Consider the following 15,522-nt stretch of genomic DNA (forward strand, 5'->3'; position numbering starts at 1 on the left):
AATCGCCATGGCGGTGCGCAGGGTTTCCTGGCACTGGGTCACGCCGCACGAGACGGCAATGACTTCGGTGGCCTGGCCTTTTTCCTTGAGGCGCACGGCTTCCTCGACGGCGATTTCGTCGAAGGGATTCATGCTCATCTTGACGTTGGCGATATCGACGCCCGTGCCGTCGGACTTCACGCGCACCTTGACGTTGTAGTCGACGACGCGCTTGACGGGAACAATGATTTTCATGGGAGAGAGTCTCCAGAGGTTTTTGAAAAGGGGCGGACTAGGCCGAGGGGTGCAGCATTCCGGCCAGACGGGCGCTGATCAGCGCCTGTGCCTGGTCCATGATGCTGTCTATCAATTGCTGTACGGTGGGAACGTCGTCGATCAGGCCCGCCACCATGCCGCAGGACCAGGCACCGGCCTGCATGTCGCCCTGCTGCATGATGCGCGGGTAGATGCCCGCGACTTCGGGCGCGATGTCGGCGAAGGTGATCGCCGCGCCGAGTTCGCGCTCCTTGGCCAGCAGGCGCTCCACGCCCGCATTGGTCAGCACGCGCTCGGTATTGCGCAGCGGGCGCATCACCAGGCGCGTGTCGAGTTCGCTGGCCGCGACGATGGCCTGCTTGACGTTGTCGTGCACGGGCGCTTCCTGCGTGGCGATGAAGCGCGTTCCCATGTTGATGCCTTCGGCGCCAAGGGCCAGCGCGGCCACGAGCGAGCGGCCGTCGGCCATGCCGCCCGAGGCGACAAACGGAATCTTCAGTGCCTGCGCCGCGCGCGGCAGCAGAATGAAATTGGGCACGTCGTCTTCACCCGGGTGGCCGCCGCACTCGAAGCCGTCGACGCTGATCGCGTCGCAGCCTATGGCCTGGGCCTTGAGCGCATGGCGCACCGACGTGCATTTGTGTATCACCTTGATGCCTGCGGCCTTGAGCGCCGGCAGCCATTTCTGCGGGTTGTTGCCCGCGGTCTCGACGATCTTCACGCCGCCGTCGATGATCGCCTGCACATAGCCCGGGTAGTCGGGCGGGTTGACCGAAGGCAGAAAAGTGAGGTTCACGCCGAACGGCTTGTCGGTCATCGTGCGGCAGCGCGCGATCTCCGCGGCCAGCAGTTCGGGCGTGCGCTGCGTCAGGCCCGTGATGATGCCCAGGCCGCCGGCGTTCGACACCGCCGCCGCGAGCTCGGCCAGGCCGACATGGTGCATGCCGCCCTGGATGATGGGATGCTCTATGCCGAACAGCTCGGTGATGCGCGTCTTCATCGAATGTTCACTCCGAGGCAATGTGCTTGTCGCGAATCAGCTGGCCCCAGCGCGTGTAATCCTGCTGGATGCGGCCGGCCATCTCGGCGGGCGACTGGAAGAATGCGATCGCGCCCGCGTTGAGCAGGCGGGACTGGGTTTCGGGTTCGGCCAGGATCTGCTTGACTTCGCTGGCGATGCGGTCGACCACGGCCGCGGGCGTGCCCTTGGGCGCCAGCAGGCCGCCCCAGGACACGGCGTCATAGCCCTTGATGCCCTGCTCGGCAATGGTCTTGACTTCGGGCAGCATGGTCACGCGCTGGGGCGAGCCCACGGCGATGGCGCGCAGCTTGCCCGCCTGGACATGCGGCAGCGCCGCGACCAGGTCGGCATACATGATGGGCACCTGGCCGCCTATGGTGTCGGTGATGGCCGGCGTGCCGCCCTTGTAGGGCACATGCTGCATCTCGAAGCCGGCCATCTGCTTGAGCAGCTCCATGCTCAGGTGGCCGAAGCTGCCCGCGCCCGAGCTGGTGTAGTTGAGCGCGGTCTTCTGCGCCTTGGCGTGGGCGATCAGGCTCTTGAGATCGGTGACGTCGGGCAGCAGCTTGGGGTTGACCACGACCACGATGGGCAGGTCATAGACCGTGGCCACGGGCGCGAAGTCCTTGACGGTGTCGTAGCCCGCGGTCTTGTACAGGTGCGGCGCGAGCAGCGTGGGCGTGGCCAGCATCACCAGCGTATAGCCGTCGGCCGGGCTCTTGGCGACCTGGGCCGCGGCGATCGAGCCCGAGGCGCCGGGGCGGTTCTCGACGATCACCGTCTGCTTGAGGCGCTCGGACAGCTTCTGGCCGACGATGCGCGACGCGGTGTCGGTGGGGCCGCCTGCGGGAAACGGCACGATCAGCTTGACCATCTTGCTGGGCCAGGCAGCTTGCTGGGCAAAGGCGTTGCCGACGAGCAGCGGCGCGGCGGCCAGGGCCAGCAGCGCGCGCCGGGTGGTGGCGAAGGAATTCATGATGTCTCTGTCTCTTTATAGGTCTGGAGCACGCAGCCAAGGGCTGCGCGCGGGCCGGGCAACTCAGGCCGTGGGCAGCGTCAGCACGCCCTTGGCCTGCAGCGCCTGCAGCTCGTCTTCGGACAGCTGCAGCAATTGCTGCAGCACGTCCTTCGTGCCTTCGCCCAGCGTGGGCGGCGCGTTGCGGATGGGCAGGCGCTGGCCATCGAGCCGGTACGGCGGCGCAAACACATGGGTGGTGCCGGCCACGGGATGCGGCATTTCCTGCAGCAGACCGCCGCGGCGCGTGCGCTCGCTGGTCAGCGCTTCGTGCAGGCCCGCGACCCGGCCGCAGGGAATGCCGAAGCGGGACATGCGCTCGATCAGCACATCGCGCGTCTCGGCGCGTATCAGCTCGGTGAGCAGCGGCAGCAGCGACGGACGGTTCTTGGAACGCTCGACATTGGTCGCGAACTTCGCGTCTTCCAGGATGTCGGGGCGCTGCACCACGTCGCGACAAAAGCGCTCGAACTGCTGGTTGTTGCCCACGGCGATGATCAGCGGGCCGTCGGCGGCCTCGAACATGCCGTAGGGCACGATCGACGGGTGCGAATTGCCATAGCGCGCCGGGTCGCGGCCCAGCTGCATGGCGTCCAGGCCGTAGTAGCCCGTGACCATGATGCCGCAGTCGTAGAGCGCCATCTCGATCAATCGGCCCTTGCCCGTGCGCTCGCGCCGGAACAGCGCGGCGAGCACGGCCTGGGCCGCATACATGCCGGTCATCAGATCGACCACGGCCACGCCGAACTTGAGCGGCGGCTGCTGGGCTTCGCCGTTGAGCGCCATCAGTCCGGCCTCGCCCTGGATCACCAGGTCGTAGCCGGGCCGCTTGGCTTCGGGGCCCGAGGTGTCGTAGCCCGCGATCGCGCAGTAGATCAGGCCGGGCTTGAGCGCCTTGAGCTGCTCGTAGCCCAGACCCAGCTTCTCGGCGCCGCCGGTCTTGAAGTTGTGCAGCACCACATCGCACTGGGGCAGCAGATCATGGATGATCTTGATGCCTTCAGGGCTTTGCAGATCGACCGTGACCGAGCGCTTGTTGCGGTTCATCGCGCTGTAGTAGGTGGTCTCGGTCTTGCCTATGCGAATGCCCCAGTCGCGCGTGTCGTCGCCGCGTTCGGGATGCTCGACCTTGATGACTTCGGCGCCGAAATCCGCCAGCACCATGCCGCACATCGGGCCGGCAAACACGCGCGACAGATCGAGCACGCGCACGCCTTCGAGCGGGAAGTCGGTGGTGTCGTCGGCGGGTGAAGTGTTGTTGTGGTCGCTCAATGTTGTCTCCTTGCCGCCGCCGCTAGCCGCGAGGCTGGCGCAGCTGCGTGTAATCGGCCGGGCGTTTTTCGAGGAAGGCCGCCATGCCTTCGCGCGATTCCTCGCTGGCCTGGGCATGCACCATGAACTGGGCTTCCTGCTCCAACTGCTGCTCCAGCGTGTTGTCGTAGGCGCCGTGGCACAGCGCCTTGATGTTCGCCATGGCTTCGTCGGGGCCGGCGGCCAGCTGCTTGGCCAGGGTCAGCGCTTCGTTGAGCGCCTCCCCGGGTTCAGCCAGGCGGTTGACCGGGCCCAGCGCATGCAGGCGCTCGCCCGACACGCGTTCGCCCGTGAGGCACAGCTCGGTCAGCACCTGGCGCGAGACGAACTGCGCGAGAAACGCCGTGGCACCGCCATCGGGCGTCAGGCCGATCTTCACATAGGCCACGGAGAACGCCGCATTGCGCGCCGCCACCAGCATGTCGCAGGCCAGCGCCAGCGACACGCCCGCACCCGCGGCCGCGCCTTCGACGGCGGCGATCACGGGCTTGGGGCAGTCGCGCACCGCGCGAATCAGGTCATGCAGGCCTTCGAGCTTTTCGCGGCGCTCGGGCACCGACAGTTCGCGGCGCTTGACCAGTTGGCGCAGATCGCCGCCCGCGCAGAAATGGCCGCCTTCGCCCGTGAGCACGATCGCGCCCACGGTGGGATCGTTCTTGGCGTTGTGCAGCGCTTCGGTCAGCGCGAGATAGAACGCCGGCGACAGCGCATTGCGCGCGGCCGGGTTGTTGTTGCTCAGCACCAGCACCGCGCCTTCTCGGCGCGTGATCAAAGGCATGTCTTGTACGTTGCTCATTGCGCAGTCTCCCGGCCCAGCGCGATGAAGCGCGCCAGATGGTGGTCTTCGTCACCCAGTTCATGGTCGATCATGACCAGGCGCTTGGCATAGTGCGACAGCGGCAATTCCCAGGTCATGCCAATGCCGCCGTGCATCTGCACGCTCTCTTCGGCGACCAGCGCGCCTATGCGGCCTATCGTCACCTTCGCGGCCGACAGCGCGCGTTCGCGCGTCAGGCGGTCGCCGTCGAGCGCCGCCGCGGCATTGATCACCGCCGAGCGTGACTGCTCGATCTCGAGCAGCAGATCGGCCATGCGGTGCTGCAGCGCCTGGAAGCTGCCGATCGCCACGCCGAACTGCTTGCGCGTCTGCAGGTATTCGAGCGTGTCGCGCTTGGCGACTTCCATCGCGCCCACGGCTTCGGCGCACAGCGCCAGCACGCCCGCGCCCACGGCAACTTCCAGCGTCGCCAGACCCTGGCCTTCGGCGCCCAGCAGCGCGTCGGCGCCCACTTGCACCTTGTCGAACGTGATCTCGGCGACGCGGCCGCCGTCCATGCGGCCCATGCCGCGGCGGCTCACGCCTGCCGTGTCGGCGGGAACGAGAAACAGCGAAATGCCGTCTTCGCTGTCGACTTCAGCGCAAGTGCGTGCCGAGACCAGCAACAGATTCGCATGGTCGCCCTGCAGCACCACGGCCTTGGCGCCCGAGAGCGTCCAGCCGTCGCCGCTGCGCTCGGCGCGCGTGGCGACACGGCTGAGTTCGTAATGGCTGGCCGGCTCGTCGTGCGCCAGCGCCGCGATGCTGCTGCCGTCGACCAGGTTGGCGATCAGCGCCTTTTGCGCCGACGTGCCCACGGCGGCCAGGGCCCGGCCCACCATCAGCGCGCCCAGGAAAGGCTCGACCACCAGGCCGCGGCCCAGGGCCTCGAACACCACGGCGATGTCGAAGCCCGCGCCGCCAAAGCCGCCGTCGTCTTCGGCAAACAGCGCGCCTATCGCGCCGAGTTCGGCGAACTGGTTCCACAGCGCGGGCGCCATGCCCACGTCGCCATAGGCAATCGCATTGCGGGTCTCGAAACCGTATTGCTCGGAAACAAAGCGGTTGAGCGTGTCCGCCAGCATGCGGCGGTCTTCGGTATGTTCAAAATTCATCGCGCCAGCCTCACAGGCCCAGAATCATCTTGGAGATGATGTTCTTCTGGATTTCGTTGGAGCCGCCGAAGATCGACAGCTTGCGGTAGTTGAAGTAATTGGCCGCGGCCGTGGCCGCTTCCTTGGGGCCCACGCTCTCGCCCGTGTAATCCGAGTACTGCGCTTCCTCGGTGAACGGCAGCGCGTAGGGGCCCATGGCACGGCGGATCAGCGACAGGATTTCCTGGCGAATTTCGGTGCCGCGGATCTTGAGCATCGAGCTTTCCGCGCCCGGCACACCGCCGCCGGCCACGGCCGCGATCACGCGCAGGTTGGTGGTCTTCATGTTTTCCAGATCGATCTCGACCTTGGCCATGCGCTGCGCGAACTGCGGGTCCTGGTCCAGCGGCTTGCCGTTGCGCTGCACGCGGCTGGCGATCGCCTTGAGCTTTTCCAGGCCGGCGACCGAGAAGCCCACGCCGGCGATGCCGGTGCGCTCATAGGTCAGCAGGTACTTGGCGTAGGTCCAGCCCTTGTTCTCCTCACCCACCAGGTTCTCGGCGGGAACGCGCACGTCGGTGAAGAACACTTCGTTGACTTCGCGGTCGCCGTCGAGCGTGCGGATGGGGCGAATCTCGACGCCGGGCGTGTTCATGTCGACCAGCAGGAAGCTGATGCCCGACTGGGGACGCGCCTGCTTGTCGGTGCGCACCAGGCAGAAGATCATGTTGGCGTGCTGGCCCTGGGTGGTCCAGGTCTTCTGGCCGTTGACGATGTAGTGCGCGCCCTGGGCGTCGACTCCGGCCTCGGCCGTGGTCTTGACGGAGGCCAGGTCCGAACCCGCGCCGGGCTCGGAGTAACCCTGGCACCACCAGTCTTCGCCGCTCAGGATGCGTGGCAGCCAGTAGTTCTTCTGCGCCTCGTTGCCGTACTTGATCAGCACCGGGCCCAGCATGTTGACGCCGAACGGCACGATGCGCGGGCCGCCCGCGAGCGCGCACTCGTGGTCGAAGATGAACTTCTGCACCGGCGTCCAGCTGGGGCCGCCATGCTCCTCGGGCCAGTGGTTGGCGAACCAGCCGCGCTCGTTGAGGATCGCATGCCATTCGGACTGGTCGTCGCGGCTCAGGCGCTGGCCGGCCTTGACCTTGGCGGCCAGGGCCGCAGGCAGCTTGTCGCGCAGGAATTCCTGCACTTCGGTGCGAAACGCCAGTTCTTCGGGAGTGAAATTCAGATCCATATCGCGTTTCTCAATAAATTTCGAACAGGCCGGCGGCGCCCATGCCACCGGCGATGCACATGGTCACGACGCCGTACTTGGCCTTGCGCCGGCGGCCTTCGAGCAGCAGATGGCCGACCAGGCGCGCGCCCGTCATGCCGAACGGATGGCCGATGGAAATCGCGCCGCCGTTGACGTTCAGGCGCTCCGATGGAATGCCCAGCGTGCGCTGGCAATACAGCGCCTGCGAGGCAAAGGCTTCGTTCATTTCCCACAGGTCGATGTCCTCGACCTTGAGGCCGTGGCGCGCCAGCAGCTTGGGCACGGCGAACACCGGGCCTATGCCCATTTCGTCGGGCTCGCAGCCCGCGACCGCAAAGCCGCGGAACGCGCCCAGCGGTTGCAGGCCCAGGCGCTCGGCTTCCTTGGCTTCCATCAGCACGCTGGCCGACGAGCCGTCCGACAGCTGCGAGGCATTGCCCGCGGTGACGAACTGGCCCGGGCCCTTCACGGGCTCGAGCTTGGCCAGGCCTTCGAGCGTGGTGCTGGGGCGATTGCAGTTGTCTTTTGTCGCGATCACCTCGCGCAGCGTGACTTCGCCCGTGTCCTTGTTCTTCTCGGCCATGCGCGTGGCGCAGGCGATGATTTCGTCGGCGAACACGCCCTTTTCCTGGGCCGCTGCCGTGCGCTGCTGGCTCAGCAGCGAGAAGCGGTCCTGGTCTTCACGGCTGATGCCGTAGCGGCGCGCGACGATGTCGGCGGTATCGATCATCGCCATGTACAGATCGGGCTTGTGCTCCAGCAGCCAGGGATCGATGTCGCCGGGCAGATTGTTGCCCGGGCGCAGACCGGAGATGGTCTCGACGCCGCCGGCAATCATGGCCGGAACGCCTTCGGCCACGATGCGGCCCGCGGCAATGGCGATCGACTGCAGGCCCGAAGCGCAGTAGCGCGCCACGGTCATGCCCGCCACCGACAGCGGCAGGCCGGCGCGCAGCGCGGTCTGGCGTCCCAGGTTGCGGCCCTGGAAGCCATCGGGATTGCCGCAGCCCAGCACCAGGTCCTCGAACCTTTCGGGATCGACGCCCGAACGCTCGACGGCGGCCTTGACGGAGAACGCGGCCAACTGCGCGGCCGGCGTGACATTGAACTCGCCGCGGTGCGACTTGGCCAGCGGAGTGCGGGCGGTGGATACGATGACTGCTTCACGCATGGTGTTGTCTCTGTTAGGTTGGGTGGCTGGGCGTCTGCGCGGGGCCCGGCGGGCGGTGCAGCGCTGGCTCTAGTTCGAAATCAAAACCCGTTCGCCCTGAGCCTGTCGAAGGGTGAACGGCCTGCGCTCAAGTCATGAGGACAGGCCGCCCATGGTTCGACAAGCTCACCACGAGCGGGGGGGGCCCGTCGGGCCCGGCCGCTAGCTGCGTTCAATCTGCCTTGTTGAGGCTGTCGAAGCCCTTGCCCTCTTGGACCAACCGCACCAGCAATGGCGCGGGCTGCCAGAACAGCGGGTCTTCCTTGGCGAAGGCTTCGATGTCGGCCAGGATCTTGGGCAGGCCTTCCATGTCGGCCCACTTCATCGGGCCGCCGCGGTGGCGCGGGAAACCATAGCCCGACATGAAGGTCACGTCGACGTCCAGCGGGCGCAGGGCAATGCCCTCTTCCACGACCTTGGCGCCTTCGTTGACCATGGCCGCCATGTAGCGGCGCAGGATCTCGGCTTCGGTGAACGTGCGCGGCGTCACGCCCTTCTTCTGGCGTTCGGCGTCGACGATGGCCAGCACTTCGGGGTCGGGCTGGCCCACGCGCGCGCCTTGCGGGTAGAGGTAGAAACCACGGCCGGTCTTCTGGCCGAACCAGCCGCGCTCGCAGATGCGGTCGGCGATTTCAACGTAGCGCGCCGCGGGGTTGCGCGTCGCGGCGCGGCGCTTGCGTGTCGCCCAGCCGATGTCGCCACCGGCAAGGTCCGTCACCTGGAACGGGCCCATGGGATAGCCGAACGAACGCACGGCGGCGTCGATCTCGTAGGGGCTGGCGCCGTCTTCCATCAGGTAGTCGGCGGCCTGCTTGTACACGGCCAGAATGCGGTTGCCGATGAAGCCGTCGCAGACCCCGGCACGCACCGGCACTTTCTTGAGCTTCTTGGCCAGCTCGAACGCCGTGGCGACGACATCGGCGCCGACCTTGGACGGCACAACGATCTCCAGCAGCTTCATGATGTTGGCCGGGCTGAAGAAGTGCAGACCGATCACGTCCTGCGGACGGCGGGTCGCGTCGGCAATCGCTTCGATGTCGAGGTAGGAGGTGTTCGTCGCCAAAACTGCGCCGGGCTTGCAGACGCGGTCGAGTTCGCGGAACACGGCTTTCTTGACTTCGAGGTCTTCGAACACCGCTTCGATCACCAGATCGACCTGGGCGATGTCGTCGTAGCTGGTCGACGGCGTATAGCGCGCCATGATCGCCGCCTTGGCATCGGCCGTGAGCCGGCCCTTGGCGATCAGGCCGTCATAGACCTTCTCGACATTCGCCTGGCCGCGCGCGATCGATTCGGCATCGCGCTCGATCATGGTCACGGCATAGCCGGCGTCCAGCGCCGACACGGTGATGCCCGCGCCCATGGTGCCGCCGCCGATGATGGCGATGGTGGAGAACGCGCGCGGCGCGGCCAGCTTGGCTTCGGGCACCTTGGCGACTTCGCGTTCGGCAAAGAACGCATGCACCAGACCGGCGCGCTGCGGGCTGGCCACGCATTCGATGAACTGCGCGCGCTCGAAAGCCAGCGCTTCGTCGAACGGCTTTTGCACCGCGGCCTGCACGCATTCGATGATCTTCAGCGGCGAGAACAGACCGCGGCTTTTCTTCGCGGTCTCGGCCTTGAGCACTTCGAGTTCGGCCAGCGCGGCTGCGGCGTCGACAATCACGATATCGCGCGTGCGGCGCACGGGCGCGTTCTGCGCCAGCAATTCATTGGCATAGGCCAGGCCTGCGGCGACCGGGTCCGTGGCTTCGACCAGCTGGTCCACCAGGCCGGCTTTCAGCGCGGCCTTGGCGTTCAAGGGCTTGCCGCCGAGCATCAGTTCGGTTGCGGGCTTGACGCCCATCAGGCGCGGCGCGCGCTGCGTGCCGCCCGAGCCGGGCAGCAGGCCCAGCAGCACTTCGGGCAGGCCCAGGCTGGCGGCCGGCAGCGCCAGGCGATAATGCGCCGACATGGCGACTTCGAGGCCGCCGCCCAGCGCCGCGCCATGGATGGCAGCGATCACCGGCTTGCTGCAGTTTTCAATAGCGCCGCAGACTTCGGGCAGCGACGGGGGCACGGGCGGCTTGCCGAATTCGCGGATATCCGCGCCGGCAATGAAGGCCTTGCCCGCACCGACCAGCAGCACGGCCTGCACGGCGTCATCGGCCTCGGCCTGCTGAATGGCCGCGGCCAGTCCCTGGCGCACGGCCTGGCCCAGCGCGTTCACAGGAGGGTTGTCGATCGTCACCACCAGGATGGCGCCGTGAAGGGCCGTGTTGACAGCTAAAGCGAGGGGGGCAGCGCCCATGGACGATTCTCCGGGAATGGCATTAATTGCACCATTGTGGACACGCCAAACAATCTTGACAATTACATGGACGATTGACAGACTGTCAAACAATCTTTGACAAAGCTTCCATGGAACTCCACTCCCTCACCCTGCTGGTGGACATTCTTGACGCCGGTAACCTGAGCCAGGCCGCGCGCAACCTCAAAATGACGCGCGCCAACGTGAGCTACCACCTCAACCAGCTCGAAAAATCCGTAGGCGCCCAATTGGTGCGCCGCACCACGCGCCGCGTGGAACCCACCGAGGTGGGCCTACGCCTTTATGCGCACGGCCTGGCCATCCAGAACGAAATGCGCGCCGCGCGCGAAACCATCACCACGCTGGGCCAGGGCCTGCAGGGCCGCGTGGGCCTGAGCGTGCCCAGCGGCTACGGCCAGCTGGTGATGTCCGACTGGCTGATCGACTTCAAGCGGCTGTACCCGTTCATCGTGCTCGACGTGCGCTTCGAGAACCGCGTCGATGATTTGATACGCGAAGAAGTCGATATCGCCATCCGCGTGATGCCCGAGCCGCCGCCCACGCTGGTGGCGCGCGATCTGGGCCAGGTGCGCTACATCGCCTGCGCTTCGCGCGAATACGCGCGCACCCACGGCCTGCCGACCGAACTCGAAGCGCTGCGCACCGCGCCGCTGATCACCGCCGGCGTGGTCGGGCGCCAGTTGCGCCTGAGCGCCTACCAGGGCACGCGCCGCGAGGAAGTGATGCTCGAACCCACGCTGATTTCCGAGCACTTTCCTTTTCTGCGCCAGGGCATTCTGGCCGGCCTGGGCGTGGGCCTGGTGCCCGACTACGTGGTCGAAGACGCGGTCGCCAGCGGCGAAGTGCTGACCACGCTGGACGAGTGGCGGCTGAGCATTTTCGGCACGCAGATGTACATGCTCTACATGCCCCAGCGCCACCAGACGCGCGCGGTGCGCACCTGCATCGACTACCTGCTGGCGCGCGCCCGACCGCAGCAGGATCAGCCCGCGTAATAAGGCCGGGGTACGCAGACCGGCGCTGCGCAAACATGCAACCAATTCATTGACGAGGTTACGTACACGGAGCCGCCCGGCCGTCCGTTCACGGCCAAACCGCCTGCATCAACCGAACGACCGTACGGTAGGACCACGTAAAATGCCCCGCATGGAACCCATTGTCTTGACCGCTTCCCGTTTGCAGGACGCCGCGCTCGCGCGCTTTGCGCTCCAGGGTTTCGACGCCACGTCGATGGCCGAAATCGCCGCCGACGTGGGCATCAAGAAGCCGTCGATCTACGCGCATTTCCGCAACAAGGACGCGCTCTACCTGAGCCTGATTCCGTTGATGATCACGGCCGAGCTGGACTACGCGAAGACCGTGCTGGTCGGCGGCGACACCATACGCGCGCAGATTCACGCCTATCTGCAGAGCATCCAGGTGCGCCACGACGAATCATTTCGCGTGCAGTTCTGGATGCGCGCGCTCTACACGCCGCCCGGCCATCTGCATGACCAGGTCATGGCGCTGATGCATGTGTTCATGGACGATCTCGAAGCCATCGTGCTCGCCGCGATCGCCGGCTCCAGTCTCGTGCCCAACCCCCAGGGCCTGAGCGCCGAAGTATTGACCAAGACCTGCCTGGGCCTCATCGACTGCCTGCAAGTCGAGCTGACCTACGCCGGCCCGGCGAAGTTCGCGCGCCGGCTGCAGGCGGTCTGGGCGGTGTTCGAGGCCGCGACGCACACGCCGCGGCCTTAGAGACTGCGCCGCACGATGATCTCGTAGGGAATCTTTCGCACCCTCGATTCGACCTGGCCGGTCTCTATCTTCTGCAGCAGCATCTCGCCCGCCGCGCGGCCAATTTCGCCGCCATTGGTCCTGACCGTGGTCAGGCCTGGCGGCACTTCCGCGGCAATCTCGTAGTCCCCGTAGCCGGCCACCGAGAATCGGTCGGGCACGCTCCAGCCGCGGCGCATGCATTCGAAGAGCGCGCCCGATGCCACGATGTCGGTGACGCAGCAAAGGCCTTGCAGGCGCGGCTCCTGGGGTAGCAAGGCCTCCATGGCCAGACGCCCGGTGGCAAAGCCCACGCTCTCGGGCGCCGCAAAGACCAGATCGCTGCGCAGGCCTGCATCCTCCATGGCCTGCTGAAAGCCGCGCTGACGCTGGACATAGCGGTCGTTTTGCGGCGTGTCGTGCCCTGCCCAGCCTATGTGTTGCAAGCCTTTGGCAATCATCATGTTGGCGATATCGCGGGCCGCATCGAACAGCGAAAAACCCGCGGCCATGTCGATGCAGGGCTCCCGGTCCAGCCAGGTCTCCACCACAGGAATGCCCGCCTGCCGGATCGAGGCCACCGTGCCCGCGCTGTGCTCGCCGCCGGTCATCACGATGCCGGCGGCGCGCCGCCCCAATAGGCTGCGTACCACGCGCTCTTCCTGCTCCGGGTGATCGGCCACGGCCAGCAGCAGCTCATAACCCCGCGCATGCAGGTAGTCGCCCAGCCCCTGCAGCGTCTTGGCGAAATTGGAGTTGCGCAGCGAAGGCACGAGCGCCGCCACCATGCGGCTGCTGCCCGACGCCAGGCTGCTGGCGATGAGATTGGGCACATAGCCAATGGCGGCCGCGATCTCCAGCACCTTCTGGCGTGTGTCCGGATGGACCTTGCCCGGGTGCTTGAAGCAATTCGACACCGTCATCGGCGACACGCCCGCGGCCGCGGCCAGATCCGCCATGGTCATATCACGCTTGCGTTCAAGCTTCATGTAATTCCTCTTGCGCTGAAAAAATGTAGCGCTACAATTCCCTAACTTGCTGGCATCGGGCACTGCTTACCTCATCACCAATGGAATGGAATAGGTAAGCAATTTATTTGCTTTAATTTTGTAGCGCTACATATTTTATGAAATCTATGAATTCCCTGCTCCGACTCGGAGGCACGTTGGTCGTCGCCGCGGCCGCTGTCTGCGCCCACGCCGACACCTATCCCAACAAGCTGATCAAGATTGTCGTGCCGTTTCCCGCGGGCGGCGATCTGGACCCCACCGCACGCGGTCTGGGCGAGCACTTTCGCGCGGCCTGGGGCCAGCCCTATATCGTCGAGAACAAGCCCGGGGCCAACGCCATGATAGGCACCGGCCAGGTGGCCAAGGCCGCGGGCGACGGCCATACGCTGCTGATTTGCTCGCCCGGGCCTATGACCATCAATCCAGGGCTGTACCCCAAGGTGCCCTACACCGTGGGCAAGGACATCCTTCCCGTGTCGCTGGTCGGCACCACGCCCATGGTGCTGGTGGCCAGCCATCGGCTTCCAGTCAAGAACTATGCGCAGTTCGTGAACCACCTCAAGGCCAACGCCGGCAAGGTCTTCTACGCATCGGGCGGCACGGGCAACATCACCCATCTGGTGGCCGAGCTGTTCCTGCGCCAGGCCGGCGTCTCGGCCATCCATGCACCCTACAAGGGCGGCCAGGCGGCGATCACCGATTTGATCGGCGGGCATGTGGACTTCTATTTCAACCCCCTGCCCTCCGCGCTGGGCTATATCCACGCGCAAAAGGACAAGGTCATTCCACTGGCGGTCACTTCCCTCGAGCGCTCGCAGTTTCTGCCCGACGTGCCCACGCTCAACGAGCTGGGGGTCAAGGGCTTTGACGTCAACTCCTGGTACGGCCTGTGCGCGCCGGGCGGCACGCCCAAGGAGGTGCTGACCCAGCTCAGCGCGGAAACCGCCAAGGCGCTCGCCAGCGGGACGCTGCCCGAACGCCTGCGCAGCCTGGGCACGACGCCGCAGGCCAGCAGCCCGGCGCAGTTCGCCGAGCAGATCCGCAAGGAAGCCGCGAGCTGGCAGGCCATCATCAAGGAAAAGAACATCTCCCCGGATTGAGCAGGAGCCCGACCCCATGACCCCAGACATCACCGGCGGCATTCCCGCCATCGACAACCACTCGCATGCGTCGATGGCCCGCTTTCGTACCATCGACCAGATCGATCGGCATTTTTCCACCGCGCATCTCGAAGCCAACGTTCCCGCGGAGATCTACGACGCTTTCATCGCGGCCCGCAACAAGGGCGATACGCAGACGCTGGAGCAGCTCGAAGCCGCGCACCGCACCGAGACGCTGATGCAGCAAGGCGTGGCCTTTCGCTCCACGACCTTCTTTGCGCGCGCGCTCAGGGAAGGACTGGGCCGCCTCTATGGCCCGCAAGCCTCGGAAGAAGAACAGATGGCCACGGCGCGCGAATGGAGCACGCGCGGCCCGTCCTATATCTATGACCAGGCGGTGCAGGTGGCCAACACCCCGATCGTGCTGGCCGATGTGAGCTATCTGGATCGTGAAGTCTGGAACCCGCAGCGCTATCGCCAGGTGATGCGCATCGATCCCTATGTGTATCCGTTTCATGATGGGCAGTCGGAGTTGCGCGGTACCGAGTTCCAGCGCTTCCATGCGGGTTTCGCGGCCGTGCTGCACAAGGAATTGCAGCGCCACGGCATGCAGCAACCGCCGCAGGGCTTCGATGAATATCTGCAGTTTGTCGATGCTTCGGTACAGCAACGCGTCAGCGAAGGCGTGGTCAGTCTCAAGATCGCGTCCGCCTATGTGCGGCCGATTGACTTTCGCCCGGCTTCCTACGCCGATGCCGCCGCGGCCTATGCCGGCGTGTCGGCGGGACTGGCAGATGTCGATCGCCGGCCGCTGGAAAATTTCATCGTCCAGCGCCTGGCGCAGTTCGCCGCCGACCGCGGCCTGCCGGTGCAGATCCATGTCGGCATGGGCCACCCCGAGCCCGGCATGCGCATCGCCAACGGCGAGCCCTTTCTGCTCGAGACCTTTCTCAACATCCGTTCGCTCAACCGGCTCAAGGTCACGCTGCTGCATGGCGGCTACCCCTACTCCAGCCAGATGGCGGCCCTGGCGCAGACCTATGGCAATGTATTCCTGGATTTCTCCTGGATGCCCTACCTGCACCACTTCTATCTGCGCCAGAAGCTCAGCGAGTGGCTGGAGATTCTGCCGGCCAACAAGCTGCTGTTCGGCTCGGACGCCGGTGCGCCCGAGTTCCACGTCGCATCGGCGCACTTTGCGCGCCAGGCCCTGAACCATGTGCTGAACGACGGCGTGCAGCGTGGGGTTTGGAATGCGCAGCAGGTGGATTGGCTCGCCCGCCGCGCGCTGCACGACAACGCGGCGGAACTGCACGGGTTCGCTACGCTGTGATGCGCTGACCGCCCGGATGCATTCCG

14 protein-coding genes are annotated in these 15,522 nt (G+C 65.9%); 4 read left to right on the forward strand and 10 right to left on the reverse strand.

Annotated features, from left to right (window positions below):
- From KHY18_RS05515 to KHY18_RS05555, 9 genes are all read right to left on the reverse strand, one after another.
- On the reverse strand, window positions 1-234 hold a 234-nt coding region (locus KHY18_RS05515; protein WP_502768328.1), incomplete at its 3' end, for an electron transfer flavoprotein subunit beta/FixA family protein.
- A 37-nt stretch (window positions 235-271) separates the two neighbouring features.
- Window positions 272-1,255: an NAD(P)H-dependent flavin oxidoreductase gene (locus KHY18_RS05520; RefSeq protein ID WP_213295278.1), complete on the reverse strand. Its 984-nt coding sequence runs from the start codon at window positions 1,253-1,255 to the stop codon at window positions 272-274.
- A 7-nt stretch (window positions 1,256-1,262) separates the two neighbouring features.
- The gene (locus KHY18_RS05525) at window positions 1,263-2,252 is read right to left on the reverse strand and encodes a Bug family tripartite tricarboxylate transporter substrate binding protein (RefSeq protein WP_213295284.1); all 990 of its coding nucleotides are present in this window, start codon (window positions 2,250-2,252) and stop codon (window positions 1,263-1,265) included.
- 63 nt (window positions 2,253-2,315) lie between these two features.
- On the reverse strand, window positions 2,316-3,563 hold the full coding sequence (locus KHY18_RS05530; RefSeq protein WP_249728939.1) for a CaiB/BaiF CoA transferase family protein: 1,248 nt from the start codon (window positions 3,561-3,563) through the stop codon (window positions 2,316-2,318).
- Between the two features lie 22 nt (window positions 3,564-3,585).
- Window positions 3,586-4,398 carry an oxepin-CoA hydrolase, alternative type gene (locus tag KHY18_RS05535; protein WP_213295289.1) on the reverse strand — a complete coding sequence of 271 codons (813 nt, stop codon included), beginning with the start codon at window positions 4,396-4,398 and terminating at the stop codon, window positions 3,586-3,588.
- Entirely contained in the window at window positions 4,395-5,534 is a 1,140-nt protein-coding gene (locus KHY18_RS05540; RefSeq protein ID WP_213295297.1) for an acyl-CoA dehydrogenase family protein, read from the reverse strand. Before KHY18_RS05540 ends, KHY18_RS05535 begins: the two co-directional genes overlap by 4 nt.
- A 10-nt stretch (window positions 5,535-5,544) precedes the next feature.
- On the reverse strand, window positions 5,545-6,753 hold the full coding sequence (locus KHY18_RS05545; RefSeq protein WP_213295300.1) for an acyl-CoA dehydrogenase family protein: 1,209 nt from the start codon (window positions 6,751-6,753) through the stop codon (window positions 5,545-5,547).
- A 10-nt stretch (window positions 6,754-6,763) separates the two neighbouring features.
- Window positions 6,764-7,945: an acetyl-CoA C-acyltransferase gene (locus tag KHY18_RS05550; RefSeq protein WP_213295303.1), complete on the reverse strand. Its 1,182-nt coding sequence runs from the start codon at window positions 7,943-7,945 to the stop codon at window positions 6,764-6,766.
- 211 nt (window positions 7,946-8,156) lie between these two features.
- Window positions 8,157-10,274 (reverse strand): 3-hydroxyacyl-CoA dehydrogenase NAD-binding domain-containing protein, encoded by a 2,118-nt coding sequence (locus tag KHY18_RS05555; RefSeq protein ID WP_213295306.1) that lies wholly within the window; start codon window positions 10,272-10,274, stop codon window positions 8,157-8,159.
- A 110-nt stretch (window positions 10,275-10,384) separates the two neighbouring features.
- Between KHY18_RS05555 and KHY18_RS05560 the strand changes: the two genes are divergently transcribed.
- Window positions 10,385-11,290: a LysR family transcriptional regulator gene (locus KHY18_RS05560; RefSeq protein ID WP_213295309.1), complete on the forward strand. Its 906-nt coding sequence runs from the start codon at window positions 10,385-10,387 to the stop codon at window positions 11,288-11,290.
- 166 nt (window positions 11,291-11,456) lie between these two features.
- Window positions 11,457-12,035 carry a TetR/AcrR family transcriptional regulator gene (locus KHY18_RS05565; RefSeq protein WP_249728940.1) on the forward strand — a complete coding sequence of 193 codons (579 nt, stop codon included), beginning with the start codon at window positions 11,457-11,459 and terminating at the stop codon, window positions 12,033-12,035.
- On the opposite strand, the gene KHY18_RS05570 is transcribed toward KHY18_RS05565, so the two are convergent.
- Window positions 12,032-13,042, reverse strand: a complete 1,011-nt coding sequence (locus KHY18_RS05570) for a LacI family DNA-binding transcriptional regulator (protein ID WP_213295313.1) — start codon at window positions 13,040-13,042, stop codon at window positions 12,032-12,034. The two genes, KHY18_RS05565 and KHY18_RS05570, sit on opposite strands and share 4 nt — an antisense overlap.
- A gap of 146 nt (window positions 13,043-13,188) precedes the next feature.
- On the opposite strand from KHY18_RS05570, the gene KHY18_RS05575 reads away from it, so the two are divergent.
- Complete coding sequence (locus KHY18_RS05575) at window positions 13,189-14,163, forward strand: Bug family tripartite tricarboxylate transporter substrate binding protein (protein ID WP_213295316.1); 975 nt, start codon at window positions 13,189-13,191, stop codon at window positions 14,161-14,163.
- 16 nt (window positions 14,164-14,179) lie between these two features.
- Window positions 14,180-15,496: an amidohydrolase family protein gene (locus tag KHY18_RS05580; RefSeq protein ID WP_213295318.1), complete on the forward strand. Its 1,317-nt coding sequence runs from the start codon at window positions 14,180-14,182 to the stop codon at window positions 15,494-15,496.
- Window positions 15,497-15,522 lie beyond the last annotated feature (26 nt).

It is taken from the genome of Acidovorax sp. CCYZU-2555, assembly GCF_018413525.1.
Classification (GTDB): domain Bacteria; phylum Pseudomonadota; class Gammaproteobacteria; order Burkholderiales; family Burkholderiaceae_C; genus Comamonas.

Bases quoted from the DNA above. Each gene is read 5' to 3' on its own strand.
- KHY18_RS05535 (WP_213295289.1), bottom strand. From the start codon at position 4,398: ATGAGCAACGTACAAGACATGCCTTTGATCACGCGCCGAGAAGGCGCG.
- KHY18_RS05570 (WP_213295313.1), bottom strand. From the start codon at position 13,042: ATGAAGCTTGAACGCAAGCGTGATATGACCATGGCGGATCTGGCCGCG.
- KHY18_RS05555 (WP_213295306.1), bottom strand. From the start codon at position 10,274: ATGGGCGCTGCCCCCCTCGCTTTAGCTGTCAACACGGCCCTTCACGGC.
- KHY18_RS05525 (WP_213295284.1), bottom strand. From the start codon at position 2,252: ATGAATTCCTTCGCCACCACCCGGCGCGCGCTGCTGGCCCTGGCCGCC.
- KHY18_RS05560 (WP_213295309.1), top strand. From the start codon at position 10,385: ATGGAACTCCACTCCCTCACCCTGCTGGTGGACATTCTTGACGCCGGT.
- KHY18_RS05520 (WP_213295278.1), bottom strand. From the start codon at position 1,255: ATGAAGACGCGCATCACCGAGCTGTTCGGCATAGAGCATCCCATCATC.
- KHY18_RS05545 (WP_213295300.1), bottom strand. From the start codon at position 6,753: ATGGATCTGAATTTCACTCCCGAAGAACTGGCGTTTCGCACCGAAGTG.
- KHY18_RS05575 (WP_213295316.1), top strand. From the start codon at position 13,189: ATGAATTCCCTGCTCCGACTCGGAGGCACGTTGGTCGTCGCCGCGGCC.
- KHY18_RS05540 (WP_213295297.1), bottom strand. From the start codon at position 5,534: ATGAATTTTGAACATACCGAAGACCGCCGCATGCTGGCGGACACGCTC.
- KHY18_RS05550 (WP_213295303.1), bottom strand. From the start codon at position 7,945: ATGCGTGAAGCAGTCATCGTATCCACCGCCCGCACTCCGCTGGCCAAG.
- KHY18_RS05580 (WP_213295318.1), top strand. From the start codon at position 14,180: ATGACCCCAGACATCACCGGCGGCATTCCCGCCATCGACAACCACTCG.